Annotated in this window: 17 protein-coding genes; 13 read left to right on the top strand and 4 right to left on the bottom strand. The window is 65.1% G+C overall.

The window, feature by feature from the left end:
* Window positions 1–4: 4 nt before the first annotated feature.
* Complete coding sequence (gene gyrB, locus ASE13_RS13190) at window positions 5–2,527, top strand: DNA topoisomerase (ATP-hydrolyzing) subunit B (protein ID WP_414885317.1); 2,523 nt, start codon at window positions 5–7, stop codon at window positions 2,525–2,527.
* Window positions 2,528–2,533: 6 nt separating this feature from the next.
* Here the strand turns inward: gyrB and ASE13_RS13185 are convergent, their stop codons facing one another.
* Window positions 2,534–3,298 (bottom strand): LytR/AlgR family response regulator transcription factor, encoded by a 765-nt coding sequence (locus tag ASE13_RS13185; RefSeq protein ID WP_200955704.1) that lies wholly within the window; start codon window positions 3,296–3,298, stop codon window positions 2,534–2,536.
* A gap of 19 nt (window positions 3,299–3,317) precedes the next feature.
* The gene (locus ASE13_RS19520; protein ID WP_162254693.1) at window positions 3,318–4,382 is read right to left on the bottom strand and encodes a sensor histidine kinase; all 1,065 of its coding nucleotides are present in this window, start codon (window positions 4,380–4,382) and stop codon (window positions 3,318–3,320) included.
* A 724-nt stretch (window positions 4,383–5,106) separates the two neighbouring features.
* On the opposite strand from ASE13_RS19520, the gene ASE13_RS13175 reads away from it, so the two are divergent.
* From ASE13_RS13175 to ASE13_RS13125, 11 genes are all read left to right on the top strand, one after another.
* Window positions 5,107–8,013: a TonB-dependent receptor gene (locus ASE13_RS13175; RefSeq protein WP_056616520.1), complete on the top strand. Its 2,907-nt coding sequence runs from the start codon at window positions 5,107–5,109 to the stop codon at window positions 8,011–8,013.
* A gap of 59 nt (window positions 8,014–8,072) precedes the next feature.
* Window positions 8,073–9,635 (top strand): tryptophan halogenase family protein, encoded by a 1,563-nt coding sequence (locus tag ASE13_RS13170; protein WP_056616517.1) that lies wholly within the window; start codon window positions 8,073–8,075, stop codon window positions 9,633–9,635.
* Window positions 9,632–11,170: a tryptophan halogenase family protein gene (locus tag ASE13_RS13165; protein WP_056616515.1), complete on the top strand. Its 1,539-nt coding sequence runs from the start codon at window positions 9,632–9,634 to the stop codon at window positions 11,168–11,170. Before ASE13_RS13170 ends, ASE13_RS13165 begins: the two co-directional genes overlap by 4 nt.
* Window positions 11,167–12,762 (top strand): GH39 family glycosyl hydrolase, encoded by a 1,596-nt coding sequence (locus tag ASE13_RS13160; protein ID WP_235536973.1) that lies wholly within the window; start codon window positions 11,167–11,169, stop codon window positions 12,760–12,762. The genes ASE13_RS13165 and ASE13_RS13160 overlap by 4 nt, the downstream gene beginning before the upstream one ends.
* Window positions 12,759–14,375, top strand: coding sequence for a family 43 glycosylhydrolase (locus ASE13_RS13155; RefSeq protein ID WP_056616511.1), 1,617 nt, complete (start codon window positions 12,759–12,761; stop codon window positions 14,373–14,375). The genes ASE13_RS13160 and ASE13_RS13155 overlap by 4 nt, the downstream gene beginning before the upstream one ends.
* A gap of 43 nt (window positions 14,376–14,418) precedes the next feature.
* Complete coding sequence (locus ASE13_RS13150) at window positions 14,419–16,743, top strand: TIM-barrel domain-containing protein (protein ID WP_056616510.1); 2,325 nt, start codon at window positions 14,419–14,421, stop codon at window positions 16,741–16,743.
* Window positions 16,744–16,801: 58 nt separating this feature from the next.
* Complete coding sequence (locus ASE13_RS13145; RefSeq protein ID WP_056616507.1) at window positions 16,802–18,421, top strand: DUF5597 domain-containing protein; 1,620 nt, start codon at window positions 16,802–16,804, stop codon at window positions 18,419–18,421.
* A gap of 110 nt (window positions 18,422–18,531) precedes the next feature.
* Window positions 18,532–19,143, top strand: coding sequence for a hypothetical protein (locus ASE13_RS19890; RefSeq protein ID WP_156404878.1), 612 nt, complete (start codon window positions 18,532–18,534; stop codon window positions 19,141–19,143).
* Window positions 19,144–19,288: 145 nt separating this feature from the next.
* Entirely contained in the window at window positions 19,289–20,044 is a 756-nt protein-coding gene (locus ASE13_RS13135) for a DUF1134 domain-containing protein (RefSeq protein ID WP_056616501.1), read from the top strand.
* Window positions 20,045–20,144: 100 nt separating this feature from the next.
* The gene (locus ASE13_RS13130; protein ID WP_056616498.1) at window positions 20,145–22,109 is read left to right on the top strand and encodes a PAS domain-containing sensor histidine kinase; all 1,965 of its coding nucleotides are present in this window, start codon (window positions 20,145–20,147) and stop codon (window positions 22,107–22,109) included.
* A 225-nt stretch (window positions 22,110–22,334) separates the two neighbouring features.
* Window positions 22,335–22,598, top strand: a complete 264-nt coding sequence (locus ASE13_RS13125; RefSeq protein ID WP_056617804.1) for a DUF1294 domain-containing protein — start codon at window positions 22,335–22,337, stop codon at window positions 22,596–22,598.
* On the opposite strand, the gene ASE13_RS13120 is transcribed toward ASE13_RS13125, so the two are convergent.
* Window positions 22,595–23,377: an energy transducer TonB gene (locus tag ASE13_RS13120; protein WP_082596772.1), complete on the bottom strand. Its 783-nt coding sequence runs from the start codon at window positions 23,375–23,377 to the stop codon at window positions 22,595–22,597. The two genes, ASE13_RS13125 and ASE13_RS13120, sit on opposite strands and share 4 nt — an antisense overlap.
* A 103-nt stretch (window positions 23,378–23,480) precedes the next feature.
* On the bottom strand, window positions 23,481–24,806 hold the full coding sequence (locus ASE13_RS13115) for a dihydroorotase (RefSeq protein ID WP_056616496.1): 1,326 nt from the start codon (window positions 24,804–24,806) through the stop codon (window positions 23,481–23,483).
* A gap of 45 nt (window positions 24,807–24,851) precedes the next feature.
* Here ASE13_RS13115 and ASE13_RS13110 point away from each other — a divergent pair, with 45 nt between their 5' ends.
* A complete protein-coding gene (locus tag ASE13_RS13110) occupies window positions 24,852–25,601 on the top strand; it encodes a YgfZ/GcvT domain-containing protein (RefSeq protein ID WP_056616492.1) in 750 nt (249 codons plus the stop codon).
* The last annotated feature ends 9 nt before the right edge of the window (window positions 25,602–25,610 follow it).

Genomic DNA, 25,610 nt, shown 5'->3' with positions numbered 1-25,610 from the left:
CGGCATGGCAAATACCGACGATCAGACTCCCGAAAACCTCCCCAACGCAAATGCCTACGGCGCAGACTCGATCAAGGTCCTCAAGGGCCTCGACGCAGTGCGCAAGCGCCCCGGCATGTATATCGGCGACACCGACGACGGCTCGGGCCTCCACCACATGGTGTTCGAGGTTTCGGACAACGCGATCGACGAGGCGCTCGCCGGGCATTGCGACAAGATCATCATCCAGCTGAACGCCGACGGATCGGTCTCGGTCGAGGATAACGGCCGCGGCATCCCTACCGGCATCCATTCCGAAGAAGGCGTCTCGGCGGCCGAGGTCATCATGACCCAGCTCCATGCCGGCGGGAAGTTCGAGAACACGTCGGACGACAATGCCTATAAGGTGTCGGGCGGCCTGCACGGCGTCGGCGTGTCGGTGGTCAACGCGCTCAGCGAATGGCTCGATCTCAACATCTGGCGCGACGGCGAGGAGCATTACATGCGCTTCGCGTTCGGCGATGCGGTCGCCCCGCTCAAGGTCCTCGGCCCCGCGCCGGAAGGCAAGAAGGGCACGCGCGTCACTTTCCTCGCCAGCCCCGCCACCTTCAAGATCACCGAATATGATTTCGAGAAGCTCGAGCACCGCTATCGCGAGCTCGCCTTCCTCAACTCGGGCGTGCGCCTGTTCCTGCGCGACGCGCGGCACGAGGAAGTGAAAGAAGTCGAGCTCTATTACGAGGGCGGCATTGCCGCGTTCGTGAAGTATCTCGATCGCAACAAGGTGCCGTTGATGCCCGATCCGGTGGCGATCGCCGGCACCCGCGACGACGTGACGATCGACGTCGCGCTCGAGTGGAACGACTCTTATTACGAGAACGTCCTCTGCTTCACCAACAACATCCCGCAGCGTGACGGCGGCACCCACCTCGCCGCGTTCCGCGCCGCACTGACCCGCACCCTCAACAACTATGCCGACAAGTCGGGCATGCTGAAGAAGGAGAAGGTCACCCTCACCGGCGACGACATGCGCGAGGGGCTCACTGCGATCGTCTCGGTCAAATTGCCCGATCCCAAGTTCAGCTCGCAGACCAAGGACAAGCTCGTCAGCAGCGAAGTCCGCCAGCCGCTCGAATCGCTGATGGCCGACAAGCTCGCCGAGTGGCTCGAGGAAAATCCTGCGCACGCGCGTTCGATCATCGGCAAGGTGATCGACGCCGCCGCCGCGCGCGAGGCCGCCAAGAAGGCGCGCGAGCTCACGCGGCGCAAGGGCGTGATGGACATCGCGTCGCTGCCCGGCAAGCTCGCCGACTGCCAGGAGCGCGATCCCGCCAAGTCCGAACTCTTCCTCGTCGAGGGTGACTCGGCCGGCGGCTCGGCCAAGCAGGGCCGCGACCGCCATTTCCAGGCGATCCTTCCGTTGCGCGGCAAGATCCTCAACGTCGAGCGCGCGCGCTTCGACCGGATGCTCGGCAGCCGCGAGATCGGCACGCTGATCCAGGCGATGGGCACCGGCATCGGCCGCGACGACTTCAACGTCGAGAAGCTCCGCTACCACAAGATCGTCATCATGACCGACGCAGACGTCGACGGCGCGCATATCCGCACGCTGCTGCTGACCTTCTTCTATCGCCAGATGCCCGAGATCATCGAGAACGGGCACCTCTACATCGCCCAGCCGCCGCTCTACAAAGCGAGCAAGGGCCGCAGCGAAGTCTATCTCAAGGACGATTCGGCGCTCGATCAATATCTGGTCGATGCGGGCGTCGGCGGGAACGTGCTCGAAGGTCCCGGCGGCGCACGCAGCGGCGAGGATCTGCGCAGTCTCGTCGAGCATGCCCGCCGCATGCGTACCCTCATGCGCTATGTGCCGCGGCGCTACGATCCGATGATCATCGAGGCGCTGGCGCTCGGCAACGGGCTCGATCCCGCCGCCACCCGCGAACAGCGTGCCGCGAGCCTCACCAGTGTCGTCACCCGGCTCGACGCCGCCGATGCCGAGGCGCGCTGGTCGGCGCGGGTGACCGAGGATGGCGGCTATCATTTCGAGCGGCGCTGGCGCGGCGTGACCGATCACCACATCGTCGAGGCGGCGTTCCTCGTCTCGGCCGAAGCGCGCAAGCTCCATTCGCTCGCCACCGAACAGGCCGAGAGCTATCTGCTGCCGTCGAAGCTGGTGCCGTCCAAGGCGATCCCCGCCACCGAGATCGAGGCCGCGGCCGCGCTCGAAGGTGAGGAAACCGAGGAGCCGGTGACGGTCGCCAAGGGCGAGGCGCTCGTGTCACGCCCGAGCCAGCTGCTCGACGCGATCCTCGCCGCAGGGCGAAAGGGCCTGTCGATCCAGCGCTACAAGGGCCTCGGCGAGATGAACGCCGAGCAGCTTTGGGAGACCACGCTCGATCCGCAGAACCGCTCGATGCTGGTGGTGCAGGTCGATCAGGCCGATGTCGCCGACGCGATCTTCACCCAATTGATGGGCGACGTGGTCGAGCCGCGCCGCGAGTTCATCCAGGAGAACGCGCTGAGCGTCGCCAATCTCGACGTTTGAGGATCGTTACAGGGCCTGTCCCAGTATCGCTTCGACTTCGCTGCGATAGGTACGGCTCATCATGAGCTTGGTTCCGGTCTTCAACACCACCTCGAATTCGCCATGCGAGCGGCGTTCGAGGCACTCGATCGATCTGACGTTGACGATGTGTGAGCGGTGGATACGGACGAAGCGAAAGGGGTCGAGCCGGCTCGCCACCGCTGCCAGGCCGGCGCGATACAGGAACGCATCGCTTTTCGAATGCACGGTCACATACACGCCCGCCGCTTCGATCCAGTCGATATCATCGGTCATCAACAGGCGGGTCGTGTCGCGTGACTTCACTGTAATCCAGTCCCAGATCTCGCCGGGCTTGGCGCGCTTCGCAATCAGCTTGAGAAGCTCGGGACCGAAGGCATTGGCGCCATCCGAGCCGGTGGAGCGGCCGTCGTCCAGGCGCTCTTTGACCCGTTCCATCGTTCTGTCGAAACGCCGATCGCTGAACGGCTTGAGCAGATAGTCGATCGCTTCCACTTCGAAAGCCTGGATGGCGAAGCGATCATAAGCGGTGACGAACACCGTGAGGGGCATGTTCTCCGGGCCAACGGCCTCCATGACCCCGAAGCCGTCGACGCCGGGCATCTGCACGTCGAGGAACACGATATCCGGCCGCGTGTCCTGGATCCTCGCGATCGCGGATAATCCGTTCTCCGCGCTCAGGATCGACGCGATGTCGGCATCCTTTGCCAGCAGGTCGCAAATTCGCCGCCGCGCCGGCGCTTCGTCATCCACCACCAGTGCACAAAGGGGCCTAGCCTGCGATGCCACGCGTTTCGGCTCCAGTCCTGTGCAGGGGAAGGTGGATCGCTACTTCCGTGCCTCCGCCCTTGCGTCGCGAAATGGTGAAATCGTGACCGTCCGGCTCCGCATAAAGCGCCTGAAAGCGTTCGCGCGTCACTCGTATGCCGAGGCCCGCAGACGTTTCCATCCCCCAATGAGGCGGCAAGCCGACACCGTCGTCAAGCACCTTGATGTGCAACTGGTTGCCGACGTGACGGGCCGAAACCACGATCTTTCCGCCGGACATGCGGCCTTCGAGTCCGTGGCGAACCGCGTTTTCCACGAGCGGCTGCAGGAACATCGATGGCACCATGGCCGAAAGCGCCGCCGAACCGACCTTGATCTGGATGTCGATCCTCTCTCCGAAGCGCAGCTTCTGGATCGCGATATAATGGTCGAGCAGCGCCAGCTCCTGCGCAAGCGTTATCTCCGTGCTGCCCTGACATTCGAGCGAACGCCGAAGCAGCGCGCCGAGGTCCTCTATCATTTCCCGGGCTAGTTCGGGGCTCGCCGCGAGTTCCGACGAGATGGCATTCAGCGTGTTGAACAGGAAATGCGGTTCGAGCTGGAGGCGCAGCGCGTTCAGATGGGATTCGACGAGCCGCTTCTCGACCCGCGCCAGTTCGACCTGGCTGTTCATGTAACGATTATAGTATCTAAAAGTCTGCAGGATGCCAATAATGGCGCAATATGTTCCCCAACCTCCCAGATAGAAATAAATAGCGAATTCAGTACTTTTGATTGGATTCCAGTAGATAGAAGGAATCGGGTACAATATCAGGCCGGCAAGATAGGTATGGATAAGGCTGAACGGGATACTCAACGCAAGATGCGCGGCTGCGACGCGGAAGACACTTTGGTAGGCCGACGTCAGTTTACGATCTACCAGCAACACCGCGGGCGTGAGTAGCGCCCAAGTCCAGGATTCGACGAATTTGCCGATGGTCTCATTCCATCGGAAGCCGTCCACCATGTCCGGCACAGCGATGAAAACGCCTACCGCCGTCCATAACAGGAAGATCAGGACCGCCGGCATCAGCTTCGCTCGCCAGGTTTTGATCCCGGATGCTCCCCCAGGCACAGAAAGGATTCTCAACGGGTTTGGGAGGTCGGGCCCCGATGGGAGTTTGTGAAGAGCACGGTTCATATGCATCACTATCGATCAATCCGGTCACGGGTTGAAGAGCCCTGTCGCATGCCGGGTCGTGACGTGCGGCACAGGTGCTTCGAGGCGAGTCCTCTTTGCCATGAAAAACCACTTAGCGTGCCCGGCTCGGACTCGATTTTTTTGATCGTCAGCGATTCTGCTGACGGCCTCTGGATTGAGACAAGGCCGTTCGAACCGGCCCAGTGCCGATGTTCCATCGGCAGGAATAGCCGGTTCGCTGCCGACAATGTCCTTTCGCCCCTTAAATCAGACAAGATGTCCCGATCGTTTCCGGCAAAAATGTTACCGAACGGACTGACACTTTGTCGAACGGACCTATAATTTGCGAACCGGTCTAAAACAGGAATTTTCCCTGTTAAATCAGTATTTTCTCCTACAAAATCCAACTCCCCTTAATGGACACGATCGAGAGTTTGTGTCCTTTGTGCGGCGTAACAGTTGGTCCATTCGCCCCGCCTTTGGTGCTGGCGAGCGAGAACCGGCGACCGCTGAATGCGAGCGGCACACGAGGAGAGGGAAATCTAGGATGCGATTCAAGACGAGCGACAAGTCCGGACGTTGGCTGGGATCATCCTCTTTTGTTTTAGCAACAATGTTAGCGCTACCAGCGCTGGCCCAGACCAGCGGAAGTTCCGCGGGGGCGGCCGAGCCCGCCCCGACGCAGGATCAATCCGGGGATCCGGCTGAAGCACAGAACGATGCGATCGTCGTGACGGGCCGTCGCGCCGCATTGCAGGCTGCCGATGAGCGCAAGAAAGCGTCGGAAAGCATCATCAATTCGGTCGTGGCCGACGAAGCGGGCAAGCTGCCCGACAATTCCATCACCGAGGTTCTTCAGCGCGTCTCGGGTGTGAGCATCGTGCGCTTCGGCTCGCTGGGCGATCCGGACCATTTCTCGGTCGAGGGATCGGGGATTCAGGTGCGCGGCCTCAGTGGCGTCGCCTCGCGGCTGAACGGCCGCGAGATTTTCAGCGCCAATGGCGGGCGCGGACTGGTCTGGGGTGACGTCACACCCGAGTTGATGTCGGCTGTCGACGTCTACAAGTCGGCGACCGCTGACCTGATCGAGGGAGGAACCGGTGGCCAGGTCGATCTGCGCACCAAGCTGCCGTTCGATTTCTCGCCCGGCTGGCACGCCGCCGGCAGCGTGGAGGTCAGCTACGGCGATTTGGCTGGGAAAACGGACTATTCCGGGTCGATGCTCCTCTCGAATCGCTGGAGCACCGGGATCGGCGATATCGGCATCCTCGTCGATCTGGCGACCAGCCAGCTCACCTCGCGGTCGAACTTCTTCCGTACCGAACCCTATTTTCGCCGGCGGCTGCTGGGAGAAACCGAGGACGTGTTCCTCCCCGGCGGCTATGACTTTGGCGACGAGGAATTCAAGCGCAACCGGAGCGGTATCTACACTGCAGTGCAATGGGCGCCGAGCGACGATTTGACGCTGACCGGTATCTACTTCCAGTCACGCTACAAGAACCACAACCAGTCGCACTTCGCGATGCAGACCTCGCAGGATCTGGTCGTCAATCGCAACCAGAGCGAGTTCGATGAGAACGGCGCCCTGCTGTCGACAAGCGCGATGTTCCTGCGCAATGCGAACACCTTCCTGCCCACCGGCGGCACCATCAACGGCGGCGGCGGCACCGAGGGCACGCGCTCGAAGTCGATGACCCGGGATATCTCGGCCGAATTCAGCTGGCAGCCGGGGCAAGGTCCGCTCAAAATTTCGGGCGCCTATCAGAATACCCTGTCGACATCCCGGCTCAATCGCCTCGCGATATTCCGCGATGTGCCCTTTCCCTCGACATTCGGCTTCGATCTGACCGGTGACTTCCCCAAGATCACCTTGCCGGCGTCGATCTCGACCACGCTCGCCAATCCGGCCAACTATAGCTGGTCCGCGGCGATGCCGCATGATGAGCGCAATCGTGGCACGATGGATTCGTTCAACCTCGATGCAGAATACACGTTCGAGGACAGCTTCTTCCGTGCCGTGAAGGTCGGCGGACGCGTATCGGAGCGCAGGGAGCGCGACCTCAACAACGGCTTCACCTGGTCGGCACTGGGCCGCGGCTGGAACGGCGATCCGCAATTGACCTTCGCCGATGCGCGGCCGGGGGATGTGGAATATTACGCCTTCGACAATTTCTTCCACGGGGACATCGATGTCCCCGCGAATACGCTGTGGCCCTCAGTCGCGCTCGTCGAAGGGGTGACCGCCGACGAACTTCATCGCTCCGCACCCCTAGGATATGGCGGTCCGCGGTCACGGCCGGTAGCGTTCCAGCCGGAGGATCTGGGCCTATGGAAGACCGAAACTTCCGCCGCTTATGCGCAGGTCCGCTTCGGGCGGGATTATGAGGCTGGCAAGCTCGGATTCTCGGGCAATATCGGCGGGCGCGTGGTCCACGTGAAGAACGAGTCGCAGGGCTTCATTGTCCAGGACGCCTTCACCTATGTCCGCAACGGCCAGACGGTGAGCCTGGCGCGCCGGGTCGACCCCCGCGGAGGCAGCGCGAGCTTCACGCGGTTCCTACCGTCGGTGAACCTGCAGTTGCAGCCGGCCGAGGACGTCAAGCTGCGCGCGGCCTACAACATCACCATGGACTTGCCGAACTTCAACGCGACGCGCGGCGGCGGCAACATCGGTGTCGCGACGACCCCGAATCAGGTTCAGGGCCAGCCCGGCATCTTCACCAACTTCACGGCCTCGACCGGCAATCCTTTCCTGAAGCCCGCCATGTCCAGCAATGTCGATATTTCGCTGGAATGGTACGCCAAGCCGGGAACGATGTTCTACCTGAACGGCTTCTACAAGCGCATCACGGATCTGCCGATCTATTCGCTGACCCAACGTGAGGTGACGATCCGTTATCCAAACGGATCCACGGAAGTCGCCAGCGCGGCGGCTTCGGACGTGATCACCGCCACGGAGGCCGCCACGGTGAAGGGCGTCGAAGTGGGCGGCCGCGCCTTCCTCGACATGTTGCCGGGCGCTTTGGCCGGCTTCGGCATTGAAGCCAATTATACCTATATCGACAGCAAGAATCCGGGCGACCTCTATCGGGACATCTTCGGAACGATCCGCAACGATGCGCCGCTTCAAGGTCTCTCGAAGCACAATTACAACGTCACCCTGCTCTACGAAAGGAGCCAGCTTTCCGCTCGCGTGGCCTATTCCTGGCGGTCGAAATATCTGCAATCGACCAACGCGAATGGCACAAATCCGACCTATACCTATTCGCCAGTGCCGACCGCTTCGCTTCCGCCGGGTACGCAGATCGCATTGCCCACTTATGGCGACGGCTATGGCCAGGTCGATGTGGGCCTGACCTACAAGGTGACCGACAATCTGTCGTTCACCGTCAGGGGCACGAACGTGCTCAACGCGACGCAACGCACGCTGATGGGCGGCTACAAGAACGACGCCATCTATACGCGGAGCTGGTTCCAGAGCGACCGGCGTATCAGCCTCGGCGCGAATCTGGCATTCTGACACCCTCCTGGTGGCGGGCGGCACAAAGCCCGCCACCATTTTTTGCTCGGAGTGCATCGATGGTTTCCGAAGGCCGGCGAATCCTGGTCGTGGGAGGCGGAACCGCCGGCTGGATCACGGCGGGATATCTCGCGCGGATGCTGGGCGCCGATCGGCCCGGCGGGATCGCGATCACCCTGGTGGAATCGCACGATATCGGCATTCTCGGCGTCGGCGAGGGCACCTTCCCGACGATCCGCAGGACGCTGGCGCGGATCGGGATCGACGAAGCCGAGTTGGTCCGCCGCTGCGGCGCCACCTTCAAGCAAGGCGCCAAGTTCGTCCACTGGCGGCATGCACCCGGCACGCCGGGGCGCGATCACTATCTTCACGCCTTTCAGGAAACCGACGACCGCGATGGTCCGGAGCTCCTCCCTTACTGGCTGCTCGGCCTCGCCGGCGATGCCAATTGGGACGAAGTCAACACGCCGCAGAAGCGCGCGGCCGACGCGCACCGTGCGCCCAAATTGCCGAGCCATCCCGATTTTGTCGGGCCGCTGAACTATGCCTTTCACTTCGATGCGGTGTCGCTCGCCGTGCTGCTCCGCGAACAGGGCATCGCCAATGGCGTGACGCATCTGGTCGACACCGTGCAGGAAGTGCTGCTCGGCGAAGACGGGGCGATTGCCGGGGTGCGCTGTGCCGAACGCGGCGTCCTGACGGCGGACCTCTATATCGACTGCACGGGCTTCCGCGCCGAATTGATCGGCAAGGCGCTCGGCCAGCCATGGAAGTCCTGCCGCGACGTGCTTTTCTGCGACGGCGCGGTGGCGATCCAGGTCCCTTATGCGCGACCCGACGATCCGATCGCCTCCTATACCATCTCGACTGCCCAGCAGGCGGGGTGGATCTGGGACATCGGGCTCGAGGCCCGGCGCGGCATCGGTCACGTCTATTCGTCCGCGCATGGCGACGCGGATGAGGCGGAGAGGGTTCTGCGCGACCATATCGGTCCCGCCGGCGCAAAGCTGGAAGCGCGCAGGTTCCGCTTCGACGCCGGATATCGCGAAGTGAACTGGGTCAAGAACTGCGTGGCGGTAGGCCTCTCCAGCGGGTTCTTCGAACCGCTCGAGGCGACGGGAATCGTCTTCTCCGAAATCGCCGCAGGCGTGATCGCCAATCTCTTTCCCTGGGCCGGCGATTTCGAGACTTCGGCACGCCAGTTCAATGACAACATGCGCCGCCGCTACGAACGCACGCTCGATTTCATCAAGCTGCATTATTGCCTCAGCGAACGGCGCGACAGCCAGTTCTGGTGCGACAATGTCGATCCGGCCTCGGTTCCCGACAGCCTGAAGGAATTGCTCGATCGCTGGCGGTTCCGGCCGCCCAACGAGATGGATATCGATCGGAACGTGGACATCTTCACGGAGTCCAGCTGGCAATATGTCCTGTACGGGATGGGCTGGAAAACCGATCTATCGGCCAAGGCCGGCGTTTTCCGGTTCGAGGAGGAAGCCAAAGCGGCCTTTGCCACGATCCGGCAACAGGGCGAGTTCGCGATCCGCCAGCTGCCGTCGAACCGCGAACTGGTCCGCTTCGCGCAGCGGTCCGGCTTCGGTCAGGGCGCGAACGCAGCATGATACCGCCGACGACCGAAGCGCCGATCACCCGGCTGGTGATCGTCGGCGGCGGCTCGGCCGGCTGGATGACGGCGGCCGCGGTCTCGCGCCTGGTCGATGCGGGCGTCGCGGTGACCCTGGTCGAATCGGACGAGATCGGCACCGTCGGCGTGGGCGAGGCGACCATCCCTCCCCTGCTGGATTTCAATGCCGCGCTCGGCATCGACGAGGATGAATTCGTCGCCGCGACCCAGGGCACGTTCAAGCTCGGGATCGAGTTCGTCGATTGGGGCAAGCGGGGGGACAAATACATCCATCCCTTCGGCAAATATGGCCGTCCGATGCTGGGCATCAATTTCCACCAGATCTGGCTGCGCCAGCATCTGTTGGGCGGCGATGCCGATCCGGGCCCGGTAGACGACTACGCCATCTCGATTGCGGCGGCCCGGCGAGGGCGCTTCGCCAAGCCCGCCAACAACCCCGAGGCGGTACTGTCCGGCCTGGCTTACGCCTATCATTTCGATGCCGGCCTCTATGCCAGGTTCCTGCGCGGGCATGCGGAAGCGCGCGGCGTGGCTCGCATCGAGGGCAAGATCGCAAATGTCGAGCAGGCCCCGCTCGACGGGTATATCACTGCGGTCGTCCTCGAAGACGGCCGGCGGATCGAAGGCGACTTCTTCGTCGATTGCAGCGGATTCCGTGCGCTGTTGCTCGGGCAGACCCTAAGCGTTCCCTATCGCAGCTGGCAGCATTGGCTGCCCTGCGACAGTGCCCTCGCAGTGCCCAGCGCGAGCGTAGCGCCACCCACGCCCTATACGCGATCGAGCGCCGAGCGCGGCGGATGGCGCTGGCGCATTCCCCTGCAGCACCGCGTGGGCAACGGCCACGTCTTCTCGAGCGCGCATACCGACGAGGAGACGGCATTGCGGCGGCTGCTCGACGGGCTCGACGCGCCGACGATCGCCGATCCGCGCCTCCTTCGCTTCACTGCCGGGCGGCGGGAGAAGCTGTGGGAGAAGAACTGCGTGGCGATCGGCCTCGCCGGCGGCTTCATCGAGCCGCTCGAATCGACGAGTATCCACCTGATCCAGTCCGGCATCTTCCGCCTGATGTCGCTGTTCCCCGATCGCGGCTTCAGCGGAATCGAGATCGACGAATATAATCGCTGGCTGATCGAGGAATACGAGCACATCCGCGATTTCATCATCCTGCATTATCACGCCACCGAGCGCGCCGATTCCGATTTCTGGAATCATTGCCGCACGATGGACATCCCCGACAGCCTCGCCGCGCGGATCGAATTGTGGCGCGAAAAGGGGCGAATCTTCCGGGCGCATAATTCGCTCTTCACCGAAGAGAGCTGGATCGCCGTCCTGCTCGGCCAGAACATCGTCCCCCGCGCCGCCGATCCGCTGGTGGCGATGCTCCCGGTCGGAGAGACCGTCCAGTTCATGAACCATATGCGCGAGATCGTCGCGCGCACCGCCGAGGCGATGCCGACCCACGAGGACTATATTGCTATGAACTGCGCCATGGCGCGCCAGGTGGCGCAATGAGCTTCAAGGGACTCGGCATGGCGTTCGCGGTAGCGGCCGCATGCGCGATGGCGCCGGCTTCGGCCGCGCAACCGCAGCTTGCCGCCGAGGCGCAGTCGCGGCACATCGCGGTGGACCTGCGAAAAGCCGCCGGGCCGCTGGATCGTTCGTTCAACTTCTCGGTGGGATCGGATTATCCGGGAACGCTGATCCGTCCCGAGAGCCTGGCGCAGCTCAAGCTCGCCGTCGACGAGCTCGGCTTTCGCTATATCCGCTTCCACGCCATCTTCCACGACGTACTCGGCACCGTTCGCGTCGAGAACGGACGAACCGTCTATGACTGGACGAAGATCGACCAGCTCTACGACGCCCTGCTCGGCATGGGGATCAAGCCGTTCGTCGAACTCGGCTTCACGCCTGACGCGATGGCGAGCTCGCCCCAGACGATCTTCTTCTGGAAGGGCAACACGTCGCACCCCGAGCCGAAGGCCTGGCGCGCGCTCGTCGATGCGTTCGTGCGACATCTGCGCAGCCGCTACGGCGCCGAGGAAGTGCGCCGTTGGTATTTCGAGGTCTGGAACGAGCCCAATCTCGACGGCTTCTGGGAGCGCGCCGACCAGAAAGCCTATTTCGAACTTTACGAAGCGAGCGCCCGCACGATCAAGGCCATCGATCCGGCCCTGCGCGTCGGAGGCCCCGCGACGGCGGGCGCCGGCTGGGTGCCGGAGTTCCTCGATTATGCCCACCGCCGGGGACTCCCGGTCGATTTCATCGCGACGCACACCTACGGCGTCGATGGCGGCTTTCTCGACGAGAAGGGTCAGGACGACAATCGGCTGTCGACCAACCCCGATGCGGTCGTCGGCGACGTTCGCCGCGTGCGCGCGCAGATCGCCGCCTCGCAATATCCGCGCCTGCCGCTGTTCTTCACCGAATGGAGCGCAAGCTACAATCCGCGCGACCCGGTCCACGATTCCTATGTCGCCGCCGCCTATATCCTGACCAAGCTCAAGGCGACGCGCACGTTAGCGCAGGGCATGAGCTACTGGACCTATAGCGACCTGTTCGAGGAAGCCGGTCCACCCCCCACGCCCTTCCATGGCGGGTTCGGCCTCCTCAATCGCGAAGGCATCCGCAAGCCGGCCTTCTTCGCCTACAAATATCTCAACCTGCTGCGCGGGCGCGAAGTGCCCTCGAACGAGGCGCAGAGCTGGATCGCCACCGAGGGAAATCGCACCGCAGTGCTGCTCTGGGACTGGCAGCAGCCGAAACAGACGCTCAGCAATCGGCCGTTCTTCACCAGGGTATTGCCCGCGCAGGAAGCGGCGCCGGCCGAACTGCGCTTCGCGGGCCTCGCGCCGGGCAAGTACCGGCTGTCGATCCGCCGGACCGGCTTCAAGGCCAACGACGCGCATACGCGTTACCTCGAAATGGGTTCGCCGGCCACGCTCTCGCCGTCGCAGCTGGCCGAGTTGCAGGGGCTTTCGCAGGACCTGGCCGAGACGGTGCGCACGGTGCGCGTCGCAAGGAGCGGCACCTATGCGCTGCGCGTGCCGATGCGGAGCAACGACGTGGTGCTCGCACTGCTCGAGCCGATCGGAACCCGGAAATGAGAACCACCCGCCGCGAGGCCTTCCATCTGGCCCTGGGCGCCGCGGGCACGCTCGGAGTCGCCGCGCCGGCCGCCGCTGCCGGCCGCGCCGGTGATCGGCCCGGCTGGAGGACCGGCATCGAGGGGCAGCGCCTCGCCGATCTGGGGGACGGCCGATACCGCAATCCCGTCCTCGCGGGCGACCGGCCCGATCCCAATGTGCTGAAGGATGGCGACGACTATTTCGCCACCTTCTCCTCGTTCGAATATTATCCCGGGGTGCCGATCTGGCATTCGCGGGATCTCGTCCACTGGACCCCGCTCACGACTGCGCTGCGCAAGCATATCGGGTCGGTATGGGCACTCGATATCGCGAAGCACGAAGGGCGCTATTACATCTACATCCCCGCCCTCGACACCAACGATCCCGCACGGCCGCTCAAGACCTGGGTGATCCACGCCGATGATATGCGGGGCCCGTGGAGCGATCCGGTCGACATGCGGATCGACAACTATATCGATCCGGGGCACGCGGTCGGCGAGGATGGCAAGCGCTATCTGTTCTTCAATGGCGGGCACCGGGTGCGCATCAGCGACGACGGCCTCTCCGCTGTGGGCAAAATCGAGCATGTCTATGGCGGCTGGCCGATCCCCGACGACTGGATCATCGAGGGCTTCGCGCTCGAAGGCCCCAAGCTGCTCCGCAAGGACGGCTGGTTCTACATGTTCTCGGGCCAGGGCGGCACTGCCGGGCCGCCGACGAGCCACATGGTCGTCGTCGCCCGGTCGCGATCGATCCATGGCCCGTGGGAGAATTGCCCGCACAATCCCATCGTGCGGACGGCGCACCGGGACGAACCCTGGTGGTCGCGCGGGCACGCGACTCCCGTGCAGGGTCCTGCGGGCGACTGGTGGCTGATCTATCACGGCTATGAGAACGGCTTGCGCACACTCGGGCGCCAGATGCTGCTCGAGCCCATGGCGTGGAGCGCGGACGGCTGGCCCAGGGCCACCGGCGGCGACCTCTCGCGCCCGCTCGCCAAGCCTCGTCCCGCATCCACCGGTCCGCATGGGGTCGCGCTCTCCGGTTTCACCGATAATTGCTTCGATACGAAACTCGCCTTTCATGGGTCGCGGCGCGATTATGCGCGGCGCGCGAAACTGCAGGACGGCGTGCTGCATCTGGAGGGTCAAGGCTCGGGTCCGGCCGACGCGTCGCCCCTGCTGTTCGTCGCGGGCGACAGATCCTACGAAGTTTCGGTCGAGCTGGAGATCGACGATGCGGCGCAGGGCGGGTTGCTGCTCTTCTACAACGACAAGCTGTTCTGCGGGCTCGGGCTCTCCGAGGGCAAATTGCACGCATATCGCATCGGCCAGGAGGAACGCTGGCCCCCCGGCGGTCCCGCCACGACGCGGCGTCTGCACCTGCGCGCCGTCAACGACGAGAACGTCGTCACCTTCTTCCACAGCCTGGACGGGAAAAGCTGGACCAAGGAACGCTCGTTTGAGGTCGCCGGCTACAATCACAATGTCGCGGATGGCTTTCTGAGCCTGCGGCCCGGCATCTACGCGTCGGGCAAGGGCAGCGTCACCTTCCGCAACCTGACCTATCGCGCGCTTCCGGCACAGCAATGAAGCCGACCCTCCATCCGCGCCGCACATCATCAAGGAAAGAGCCATGAACCTTCGTTGCCTTTTGCTCACTGCTTCGGCGTTGTGCGCGAGCCCCGCAGCCGCACAATCGCTCGCAACGGTCGACCGCAACGGAAGCATGGTCTCGATCGAGGCCTATGGCCCGAACATCGTGCATGTGACGATCGCCCTCGACAAGAAGGAGCTCGACCAGGGACCGGGCTATGGGATCAACGCCAAGGCGGATCCCGCCGGATGGGCGCATCGTAGCGACGCATCCGGCGACGTCTTCACTTCGCCGGCGCTTCGCGTGACGGTCGACGCCAAGCCCTGGCCCAAGCCTCCGTCCCAGATGGAGCGATATTTCGCGCCCTCGCTCCCGCCGGTGTCGATCTCCATCGCGGGTGTGGACGGGCGCGCGATCACCCGCATGAACGGCTGGGAGCTGGCACCGCAGACGGTAAACGGGGAAAAGACCTTCCGTACCGGTGCGAGCTTCGCCGACACCGCCGACACGCATTATTACGGCCTGGGGCAGAACCAGGAGGGAATCCTCGACCTGCGCGGGCGCACGATCGACTGCCGCCACAATTATGATGCGCCGGCTGGCGAGACGGTATGCGTGCCCTTCCTCGTCACCAACAAGGGCTATGGCATCGTCTGGGACAATCCGTCGGCGACCACCGTCTCTCCCGGGCTCCACAGCACGACGCGCTTCCAGTCGCAGGTCGGCGAGCGGGTATCGTTCTTCGTCATTACCGGGAAAAGCACCGACGAGCTATATGCCGGCTATGCGAAGCTGACCGGCGAGACGCCCCTCCCGCCAAAGGCAGCATTTGGGCTCATCCAGAGCAAGGCGCGCTACGAAAGCCGCGACGAACTGATGCGCGTCGCGGAGGGTTACCGCAGCCGGAAGTACCCGCTCGACATCATGGTCCTCGACTGGTTCCACTGGACCCGGATGGGACAGCTCGACATCGATCGGAACGCCTTCCCCGATCCTGCGGGCATGAACCGGGAGCTCCACGACCGGGGCCTGCATTCGATCATCAGCGTCTGGCCGCGCTTCGAACGCGAATCGCGCTATTACGATATGCTTTCGGCCAAGGGATGGCTGCTCAAGGATGCCGACGGTCGGACGGCGGACGGCCTCGCAGTACGCTCCGATCGCGCCGGCGCGCTGCTCGACAGCACCAATCCGGAGGCGCGGCAGTGGTTCTGGGGCAAGATCCGCGACAATATCGCGAGCGAGGGCTTCGACTGGTTCTGGCTCGACGAAACCGAGCCCGACCTCGTCCCGAGCGGTCATTTCTATTCGATCGGATCGGGCGACCGCTATTACAACCTCTATCCCCTGGTTCACCCCAGCAGCGTCGCGGAAGGGTCGGCACGCGACTTCCCCGACAAGCGCAACCTGATACTCGCGCGCGCTGCGTATCTGGGGGCGCAGCGCAATGGTTCCCTGTTCTGGTCATCGGACGTGCATTCGACATGGGAGGCCCTGCGCCTTCAGGTGCCGACCGGTCTCAACTTCACTGCGAGCGGACTGGCGTATTGGGGAAGCGACACCGGCGGCTGGATGTGGCCGAGCGGCCCCAAAGCGGAGCGTCCGGTGCTCGTCGATCCGAAGGGCGCCACCGCCATGGGCCAGGACTATACCGACTATCCCGAGCTGTTCGTGCGCTGGTTCCAGTACAACACCTTCACGCCCACGCTGCGCATCCACGGCCAGCGCCCGGCGACCGCCATCTGGGAATATGGCAGCGCCGCCGAACCGATCCTCGCCGATTATCTGCGGCTCCGTTATGCGCTGATCCCGTATCTCTATTCGCTCGGGCGGCAGACCTACGAGACGGGCGCACCGTTCATGCGCGCGCTCTTCATGGACTTCCCCGATGATCCGGCGGTCGTGAATATCGGCGACGAGTATATGCTCGGGCCGGCGTTCCTGGTGGCGCCGGTCACCGAACAGGGGCACACCAGCCGCCGCGTCTATCTGCCCAAGGGGAGCGACTGGTACGATTACTGGACCAACCGGCGATACACCGGCGGCCAGACGATCGACGCCGCGGCGCCGATCGAGCGGATTCCGGTCTTTGTCCGGGCCGGATCGATCCTGCCCATGGGCGTGCCGGTCTCGAGCACGGCGGAGAAGCAGAAGCTGCAGGCGATCCGCGTCTATCCGGGCCGGGACGCACGATTCACTCTGTATGACGACGACGGCATCACCAATGCGTATCGCCGGGGCGGCGGAACGAAGACCGAGCTCGTCTGGAACGACGGCAGCCGGACGCTCTCCAGCAAGACCAGATTGCCCCTGGGCCAGGATGCAGCGCAACTGGTGCAGGTGGTGAGCGCGACGGCGCCATGAGCATGGTTCGCGAAAAGCCGCATATCTCGTGCGACGCATGACTGGAGGAACGGTTCGAATGTGGCGACTTTTGGCAAAATGCGCGCTGGCGCTCGCGACGGTCGCGGCCGTCCCCGCGGCGGCCCAGGAGCTTCCCCGGCTGGTTTCGCGCGACGGTCGCCATGCGTTGCTCGTCGACGGAGCACCGTTCCTGATGCTCGGCGCGCAAGCCAATAATTCGAGCAATTATCCGGCGATGCTGCCGAAAGTCTGGCCGGTGATCGAGGCGATGCACGCCAACACGCTCGAGATCCCGATTGCCTGGGAGCAAGTGGAGCCGGTCGAGGGGCAGTTCGACTTCTCGTTCCTCGACACCCTCGTCGAGCAGGCGCGCGCGCACAAAGTCCGGCTCGTGCTTTTGTGGTTCGCGACGTGGAAGAACACCGGCAACAGCTACGCGCCCGAATGGGTGAAGCGCGACACCGCGCGTTTCCCGAGGATGAAGAAGCCCGACGGCACGACGCATTATGCGCTCAGCCCGCACGGGCGAAACACGCTCGAGGCCGACAAGCGCGCCTTCGTCATGATGATGCGGCACCTCGCGAAGATCGATCGCGACCACAATGTCATCATGGTGCAGCCCGAGAACGAGGCGGGCAGCTATGGCCTGGCCAGGGATCATGCGCCCGAGGCGGATCGCCTGTTCAAGGGCGATGTCCCGGCGGAGCTGGTCCGCGCGCTCAAGGTAAAGCCGGGAAGCTGGACCGCAGTGTTCGGCAAGCGTGCGGAGCAATATTTCCAGACCTGGTACCTCGCCCGCTTCATCGACGAAGTCGCCGCGGCCGGTAAGGCCGTGAAGCCGCTCCCCATGTATGTGAACGCGGCGCTCGGGGACGCCTTCACCGACGAGGGCGGCAATGTCGGTCCCTCGGGCGGGCCGAACTGGAACGTGATTCCGATATGGAAGGCGGCAGCGCCGCACATCGACCTCGTCGCGCCGGACATCTACAACCGCGATGCGCTGGCGGTAGAAAGCTTTCTCGAGAAATATGCCCGGCCGGACAATGCCTTGCTGGTGCCCGAGATCGGCAACGCGCTCGACTATGCGCGCTTCCTGTGGCCGGCGCTCGGCCGCGGCGCAATCGGCTTCGCGCCCTTCGGCATGGATGCCACCGGCTTCTTCAACTACCCGCTCGGCGCCAAGGCGCTCGACGCCGCGACGATGGAGGCCTTCTCGGGCCCCTATGCGATGCTCGCACCGATGGCACGCGACTGGGCACGCATCGCTTTCGAAAACCCCGTCTGGGGAACGGCGAAGGGCGCGAAGATTCAGGCCAAGGTCTTCGGCCGCTGGCAGATCGCTGCGGAATATGGCCGGTGGCAGATGGGCGAACCGGGCTGGACGAGCTGGACCAAAATCGATCCGCACCCGCTGGCCGAGGCGCCGGTCGGCGGAATGGTCGCGGCGCAGCTGGGGCCGGACACTTTCCTGATCAGCGGGAGCCATGTCCGGATCCGGCTGACCGCCGCCGGCGCCGCGCCGAACGAGCAGGCGCAGATCATCAGCGCGGAGGAGGGCAGCTTCGTCGCGGGCAAATGGACGATGCGCCGGCGCTGGAATGGCGACCAGATCGATTACGGCCTCAATTTCACCGGCGAGCCGGTGATGCTCAAGGTGACGATGGGCCTGTACCGCTAGATGCAGGACCCACTATCTACCTCGTAGCAGCCCGCAAGGGAGAGACGGCGATCCGGTATCGGCTGCGCAGCCATCTTCGACTAGCCTGCCGTCAGGGGTGTCGACGGCACATGCCGTTCAAGGCCATTGTGGATCACGCGCACCTCGGTAACGCTGGCGTCGGAAGCGACGCACGTCACGCGCGGCGCCAGAACGGAACAACGGACATGTCGCTCTACACGGTCTTGGCAGTCGTTGCTGGACTGGCGTGCCTCGAATGGGCTTTGCGATTGCGGGAGCGAAGGAGAAAATCCGCTCCGAAGTCTCCCGCCGCCCCGGATTGGTCGAGCTTCACGGACTATGCGGCGCTTGCGGATGCCGCGCACGAGGCGCGGTGGCTCGCTCCCGATGCCTTTCTCCAGGGGCCGTTCAGGCGGTTTCTCGAAATGGCGAGCGTTCCGGGTGATTACCTGAGGGTCCGTGCCCGGATCATGGAGTTTTGCCGCGGCGCTTTCCTCGCCTATCGGGAAAGCTGGCGCGAGCGCGGTGTCGACCCCGTCGAACTGCACGCGCGTGCACGCGCCATGGCAGCGGACCGGTTCGGGCGGCTCGACGCCGAGGATCGCGATTACCTGCTCGAGGTGTTCGACGGCTTTTCGGATCACAATCGCCGCGGCACGCCAGTCGTCCCTCTCTCGGAACCGCGCGGGGACCCGGCGCCGCATCGCATCGATGCTCGCTGATCCGATCCCCCGGTTCGGATACGGCATTGCCGGTCGGCGTGCCGCACGTATCGACGATTTCGGCGAAACTGGTCGTCCGTTCATTGCAGCGTCAGGCGTGCGGTCGTAGCGTGCGAGGCAGGAATTTGCCGGGGATGGGAATCGGATGCGCGTGCGGACCTTGATGCTGTGGGTGGCGACGGCTGCGCTCGGGTTCGGCGCGGCGCCGGCTTCCGCCCAGATCACCACGATCGACCCCAACACCGCGATCGATTCGGACCTGCAGGCGCCGCCGCCGGTGCAGAACGATCCGCAGCCCGTGGACCAGGGTGCCTATCAGGAAGCTCCGCGCACCGATGCGCCGGTCGCTCCGCAGCCCGTGGAGATACCCCCGGCCGCCGGGACCGGCACTGCCGCCGGCGCGCGCGCGCAGGCGACCAACACCTATCAGCGCGACGACCTGATCGGCGCGGCCGAGGGCGTGTTCGGCAAGGGCGCGTCGGGGCTGGCCGGGATCATCGAGAACATCCTCAAGGACCAGGGCGAGCCCAACGCCTATATTGCCGGGCGCGAGGCGGGCGGCGCGATCGGCGTCGGCCTGCGGTACGGCTCGGGCGAATTGTTCCACAAGGTCGAGGGCCAGCGGAAGGTCTATTGGACCGGCCCGTCGATCGGCTTCGACATCGGCGGCGACGCCAACAAGGTCTTCGTATTGGTCTACAACCTCTACGACAGCCAGGAGCTCTACAAGCGCTTCCCCGCCGGCGAGGGCCGGGTCTATTTCGTCGGCGGCTTCTCGGCGAGCTATATGCGCCGCGGCGACGTGGTGCTGATCCCGGTCCGGCTCGGCGTCGGATGGCGGCTCGGCGTCAATGCCGGCTATATGAAGTTCAGCGAGAAACAGCGCTGGCTGCCTTTCTGACCCCGCGGGAGCGCTGCGCTCCCCGGGGTTTAGGAACGAACGCTCGACACCGGCGTTTTGCCCGCTGTGTCGGGCCGTCATCGGGTCCCGTGGGGAGTCCATGACGACGATTGCCGATTCAAGTGAGGCGGGCGTAAACCGGTTCGAGATGCTCGTTCAGAGCGTGACCGACTATGCCATCTACATGCTCGATCCCACCGGCAAGGTGGTGAGCTGGAACGCCGGCGCGCAGCGATTCAAGGGCTATCGCGAGGACGAGATCCTCGGCCAGCATTTCTCGCGCTTCTACACCGACGCCGATCGCGCCGCGGGGATACCCGCGCTGGCGCTCCGCACCGCCGAGTTCGACGGCCGGTTCGAGGCCGAGGGCTGGCGCGTCCGCAAGGACGGGACGCACTTCTGGGCGAGCGTCGTCATCGATCCGATCCGCCAGCCCGACGGCACGCTGATCGGCTTCGCCAAGGTCACCCGCGACCTCACCGACCGCCGCATCGCCGACGAAGCATTGCGCCGGAGCGAGGAACGCTTCCGCCTGCTGGTCCAGAGCGTGACCGACTATGCCATTTACATGCTCGACACCGGCGGCCATGTCGCGAGCTGGAACGCGGGTGCCGAGCGCTTCAAGGGCTATACCGCGGACGAGATCATCGGCGAGCATTTCTCGCGCTTCTACACCGAGGAGGACCGCGAGGCCGGCATCCCGCGCCGGGCGCTGGAGACGGCGACGAACCATGGCCGGTTCGAAGCCGAGGGCTGGCGCGTGCGCAAGGACGGCACGCGCTTCTGGGCGAATGTCGTGATCGATCCGGTCCGCGATTCGAGCGGCACGCTGGTCGGTTTCGCCAAGGTCACGCGCGACCTGACCGAGCGCCGCCAGTCGCAGCTCGCGCTCGAACAGGCACAGGAGGCGTTCTTCCACTCTCAGAAGATGGAGGCGATCGGCCAGCTGACGGGGGGCGTCGCGCATGATTTCAACAATCTGCTCGCCGCGATCGTCGGCAGCCTCGATCTCGCCCGCCGCAAGATGGCCAACGGCGCCGACATCTCGCGTTTCATCGACAATGCCATGAAGGCCGCCGAGCGCGGCGCGGCGCTCACCCAGCGCATGCTCGCCTTCGCGCGCAAGCAGGAGCTTGCGCTGGAGACGGTGGATCCGGTGGCATTGGTGCGCGGCATGGCCGAACTGCTCCAGCGCACGATCGGCGGCGGCGTGCGCATCGACACCGAGTTCCCGCTCGTCGTCCCGCATGTCCACGCCGATCCCGCGCAGCTCGAGCTCGGGCTGATCAACCTGGCGGTGAATGCCCGCGACGCGATGCCCGACGGCGGCCGCATCGTCATTGCCGCACGCGAGGAGCATGTCGCGTCCGGAGAGGGCTTGAAGCCCGGCGCCTATGTCTGCCTGTCGGTCATCGACAATGGCCAAGGCATGGACGCGGAGACGCTCGCCCGCGCCACCGAACCCTTCTACACCACCAAAGGTGTCGGCAAGGGCACGGGCCTCGGCCTGTCGATGGTGCACGGCTTTGCCGAGCAATGCGGCGGCAAGCTGTCGCTGCGCAGCCGCGTGGGCGAAGGGACGACGGCCGAACTCTGGTTGCCGGTGTCCGACGGCGATGTACCCGGGGATCGGCCGGAGGCGTCCGAGCAACCCCCGGCGGCCATGGATCAGCTGGTGGTGCTCGCGGTCGATGACGACGCGCTGGTGCTCACCAACACCGCGGCGATGCTCGAGGATGCCGGGCACCGCGTGCTCCTCGCATCGTCGGGCAGGGCCGCGCTGCAGCTGCTGAGCGAAGCCCGTGTCGACATGGTGATCACCGATTTCGCCATGCCCGAAATGAACGGCGCCCAGTTCGCCGAAGCGGCGCAGGCGGGTTGGCCCGGACTGCCGGTCCTGCTCGTCTCGGGCTACGCCGAACTGCCCGAAGGCATCGCCGAGGATCTGCCGCGGCTCGCCAAGCCGTTCGGCCAGGACCAGCTCCTGCGCGGCGTCGCCCGGACCATGGCGGCGAACCGCCCGGCTGCTGAACTGCTCAAATTCCCGGCGCGCAAACGACGCTAGCCGGCGAACCCATTCAACCCGTCAATTCGACTACAGGCTGGCCCCAATTTCGTCATCCCCGCGAAAGCGGGGACCCATCTCCAGCATTATCCACGATCGCGCCGGTGCATTTGTCGCGCGCTCAGGAGATGGGTCCCCGCTTTCGCGGGGATGACGCTTTATGAGCATGAGTCCTAAACCTCGACGGCCGTGGACTTCCCGGCCGCGCAATCCCAGACTGCGGCCATGCTCGTTTACGCAATTCTGGCGCTGCTCGCAGTCAATCTCTGGACGATGCTGCGCTTCCATCAGGACAAGCAGCGCGCGATCGCGGGCCAGCGGCGGATTCCCGAAGCGGATCTGCTCGCATTGGCCTTTATCGGCGGCACGCCCGCTGCGTTCGCCGCGCGCCATTTCTTCCGCCACAAGACCCGGAAGCAGCCCTTCTCGACCTGGCTGTGGCTGATCGTGATGATACAGCTCGGCGTTGCGATCGGGTTCGCGCTCTAGAAGCCGAACCGCCGCCTCGGCCGGGGTGGCGGTTCCTCGGCGGGCTCGCGGTGGATCATCCAGCTATGGTTCTCGACGATCCGCGCCGGAACCGGCCGTCCGCGTTCGTCGCGCGAGGGGCGGAAACGGAAGCGCTGTTCGATCAGCCGGCAGGTCGTGGCATCGAGCTCGGCGCTGCCGCTCGAACGAGTGATCGTGCATTCGCGGACGCGGCCGTCGGTCCAGACCAGATAGCGCACGCCCACCGTCCCGCCGATGCCTGCCTCCGCGGCGCCCTCGGGATAGTCCGAATCGCGCAGCTCGCCGCGCACCAGGCGGGGCGGGGTCTCCGCACCCCCATCGCCGCTGCCGTCGCCTTCGCCGCCACTGCCACGGCCATCGCCTTCGCCGCCGCTCCCGGTGCCGGGGCCGATCACGTCGGCATTGCCGGCCGTCGGAGCGCTGCCGACACCCGCGATCGGCGCGGCGATGACCGGCGGTGGAACGGGGAGCGGCACCAGCGGCGTCGGCGCCACGATCTCGGTCGGCTCCGATCGCAGATTGGGCGGCGATGCCGCGCCTTCGCGCCGGTGGCTGGGATTGCGGTGCGGCACGATCTTCTCGCGCGGCGGAGGCGGCGGCTCCGGGCCGACCTCGAAGAGAGTCAGCGCTTCCCCGGGAGATTTGCCGCTGCCGATCGCGAGCCCCGCCACCAGCGCATAGCCGAGCGCAGCGGTCAGCAATGCCGCACCCAATGCAGCCCTGCCGCGCTCCGCTCGCGTCGATCGCACAAAGGTCATGATCACAGACGCCGACCTCGTCAGGAAATACGCGTCCCCAACAACATAGGTCTCATGAACGTGCGCTGGCGCTCAAAGGATGCACCGCAGCGACGCGCCCGGATCAGCCGAACTCGACGGCCTCGAACCGCACCGGCGCGCCGATCGCGGCATTGGCGAGCTCGCCTTCCCACATCACCCTATTGCCGCGGATGATCGTGCCCAGCGGTTTGCCGGTCAGCGCCATGCCCGTGAACGGCGACCAGCCGCACCGCGAGGCGAGCCAGCTCTCCTCCACCGTCCAGCGCGCCTTCAAATCGACGATCGTGAAGTCGGCGTCGTAGCCGACGGCGATGCGCCCCTTGCCGACGATGCCGAAAATCCGCTGCGGCCCGGCGCTGGTCATGTCGATCAGCCGCTGCAGCGTCAGCCGTCCCTCGACGACATGGTTGAGCATCAGCGGCAGCAACGTCTGCACGCCCGGCATGCCGCTGGGGCTCGCCGGATATTCCTTCGCTTTCTCTTCGCGCGTGTGCGGGGCATGGTCCGATCCGATCACGTCGGGAACGCCCTGGACGAGCCAGCGCCACAGCCCGTCGCGATGCGCGCCCGATCGGATCGGCGGGTTCATCTGCGCAAAGGTGCCGAGCCGCGGATAGGCGTCCTCGCCCGCCAGGGTCAGGTGCTGCGGCGTGACTTCGCAGGTCGCGACGTCCTTGTTCCTGCCGAGCAATTCGAGCTCGGCGGGCGTCGTCACATGGAGCACGTGGATCCGCCGCCGCGCCTCGCGCGCGAGCCGCAGGATGCGCTGCGTCGCGAGCAATGCGCTCTCGTCGTCGCGCCACACCGGATGCGAGGCGGGATCGCCGGTAACGCGCTCATCCAGCCGCGCATTCATCCGCGCCTCGTCCTCGGCATGGATCGCGACGCGGCGCTTGCCCGAAGCCAGCACCCGCGCCAGCTCCGCATCCTCGGCGACGAGCAGGTCGCCGGTCGATGCGCCCATGAAGATCTTCACGCCGGCAGTCCCGGGAAGCCGCTCGAGCTCCTTGAGCTGCGGCGCGTTTGCGGCGGTGGCGCCGACGTAGAAGGCATGATCGCACCACATGCGATCCTTGGCGCGGGCGAGCTTGTCGGCGATCGCCTCGGCGCTGTCGGTGTTGGGCTTGGTGTTCGGCATTTCGAACACCGCGGTCACGCCGCCGAGCACCGCCGATCGGCTGCCGCTCTCGAGGTCTTCCTTGGCCTCTAACCCCGGCTCGCGAAAATGGACCTGGCTGTCGATCACGCCGGGCAGCACGTCGAGCCCGGTGCAGTCCACCGTCTCGCCGGCATCGCCGACCTGGCCGATCGCCACGATGCGGCCGCCGGTCACGCCGACATCCACTTCGGCCGGTCCGCCGGGCAGATGCACGCGCCCGCCCTTGAGCTTGAGATCGACGCCAGCCATTTTCGCCCTCTTCCTTAGTGCGTGTCCGGCTCCTACCTGTTCGCCATGAACGAGACCAGCCCCGGAACATGGCTATCCGATCGCGCGCTGCTGCGCGTCGGCGGCGAAGACGTGCGCGGCTTCCTGCAGGGGCTGATCACGCAGGACATGGCGGAAGTGAAGCCGGGGGAGCCCAAATGGGCCGGCCTGCTCACGCCGCAGGGCAAGGCGCTGTTCGATTTCATCCTCTGGGACGACGGCGACGCGATCCTGATCGACTGCGAGGCCGATCAGCGCGATGTGCTCGCCCGTCGCCTCACGCTCTACCGGCTCCGCCGCCCGATCACGATCGAACCGGTGGAAGGCGGCATCCATTGGAGCGCCGAGGGCACCGACGGCGTCGCCGATCCGCGCCTCCCTGATCTTGGCCGGCGCTGGCTCGGCTCCGCGGCCGGAAGTCCGGCGACGGGCTGGCTGGCGCATCGCCTGCGCCTCGGGGTGACGGAGGGTGCCGCCGAGCTCGGCCAGGACAAGACGCTCTGGCTCGAATGCAATGCCGCCGAACTGGGCGGCGTCAGCTTCACCAAGGGTTGCTATGTCGGGCAGGAGAATACCGCCCGGATGCACTATCGCGCCAAGGTCAACCGCCGGCTGGTCGTCGCCCCGATCGGCGAGGCCGGCGACCGTACGCGCGCGATCTGGCCGGAGCTGGGCCTCATGGTCGAGTTGCGCCGCATCGAAGCCTTGGGCGACGCCATCGTTCCGAACTGGCTGCACGCCGCAATCCATGAGCAGTCGGAGGCATCGCCCACGTGACTACACGGA

The organism is Sphingomonas sp. Root241 (assembly GCF_001428865.1).
Taxonomy (GTDB): domain Bacteria; phylum Pseudomonadota; class Alphaproteobacteria; order Sphingomonadales; family Sphingomonadaceae; genus Sphingomonas.
This window is presented reverse-complemented; position numbering and strand designations above follow the sequence as displayed.

Bases quoted from the DNA above. Each gene is read 5' to 3' on its own strand.
- ASE13_RS13130 (WP_056616498.1), top strand. From the start codon at position 20,145: ATGACGACGATTGCCGATTCAAGTGAGGCGGGCGTAAACCGGTTCGAG.
- ASE13_RS13145 (WP_056616507.1), top strand. From the start codon at position 16,802: ATGTGGCGACTTTTGGCAAAATGCGCGCTGGCGCTCGCGACGGTCGCG.
- ASE13_RS19520 (WP_162254693.1), bottom strand. From the start codon at position 4,382: ATGCCGGCGGTCCTGATCTTCCTGTTATGGACGGCGGTAGGCGTTTTC.
- ASE13_RS13135 (WP_056616501.1), top strand. From the start codon at position 19,289: ATGCGCGTGCGGACCTTGATGCTGTGGGTGGCGACGGCTGCGCTCGGG.
- ASE13_RS13160 (WP_235536973.1), top strand. From the start codon at position 11,167: ATGAGCTTCAAGGGACTCGGCATGGCGTTCGCGGTAGCGGCCGCATGC.
- ASE13_RS13120 (WP_082596772.1), bottom strand. From the start codon at position 23,377: ATGACCTTTGTGCGATCGACGCGAGCGGAGCGCGGCAGGGCTGCATTG.
- ASE13_RS13115 (WP_056616496.1), bottom strand. From the start codon at position 24,806: ATGGCTGGCGTCGATCTCAAGCTCAAGGGCGGGCGCGTGCATCTGCCC.
- ASE13_RS13110 (WP_056616492.1), top strand. From the start codon at position 24,852: ATGAACGAGACCAGCCCCGGAACATGGCTATCCGATCGCGCGCTGCTG.
- ASE13_RS13170 (WP_056616517.1), top strand. From the start codon at position 8,073: ATGGTTTCCGAAGGCCGGCGAATCCTGGTCGTGGGAGGCGGAACCGCC.
- ASE13_RS13175 (WP_056616520.1), top strand. From the start codon at position 5,107: ATGTTAGCGCTACCAGCGCTGGCCCAGACCAGCGGAAGTTCCGCGGGG.
- ASE13_RS13165 (WP_056616515.1), top strand. From the start codon at position 9,632: ATGATACCGCCGACGACCGAAGCGCCGATCACCCGGCTGGTGATCGTC.
- gyrB (WP_414885317.1), top strand. From the start codon at position 5: ATGGCAAATACCGACGATCAGACTCCCGAAAACCTCCCCAACGCAAAT.
- ASE13_RS19890 (WP_156404878.1), top strand. From the start codon at position 18,532: ATGCCGTTCAAGGCCATTGTGGATCACGCGCACCTCGGTAACGCTGGC.
- ASE13_RS13155 (WP_056616511.1), top strand. From the start codon at position 12,759: ATGAGAACCACCCGCCGCGAGGCCTTCCATCTGGCCCTGGGCGCCGCG.
- ASE13_RS13150 (WP_056616510.1), top strand. From the start codon at position 14,419: ATGAACCTTCGTTGCCTTTTGCTCACTGCTTCGGCGTTGTGCGCGAGC.
- ASE13_RS13125 (WP_056617804.1), top strand. From the start codon at position 22,335: ATGCTCGTTTACGCAATTCTGGCGCTGCTCGCAGTCAATCTCTGGACG.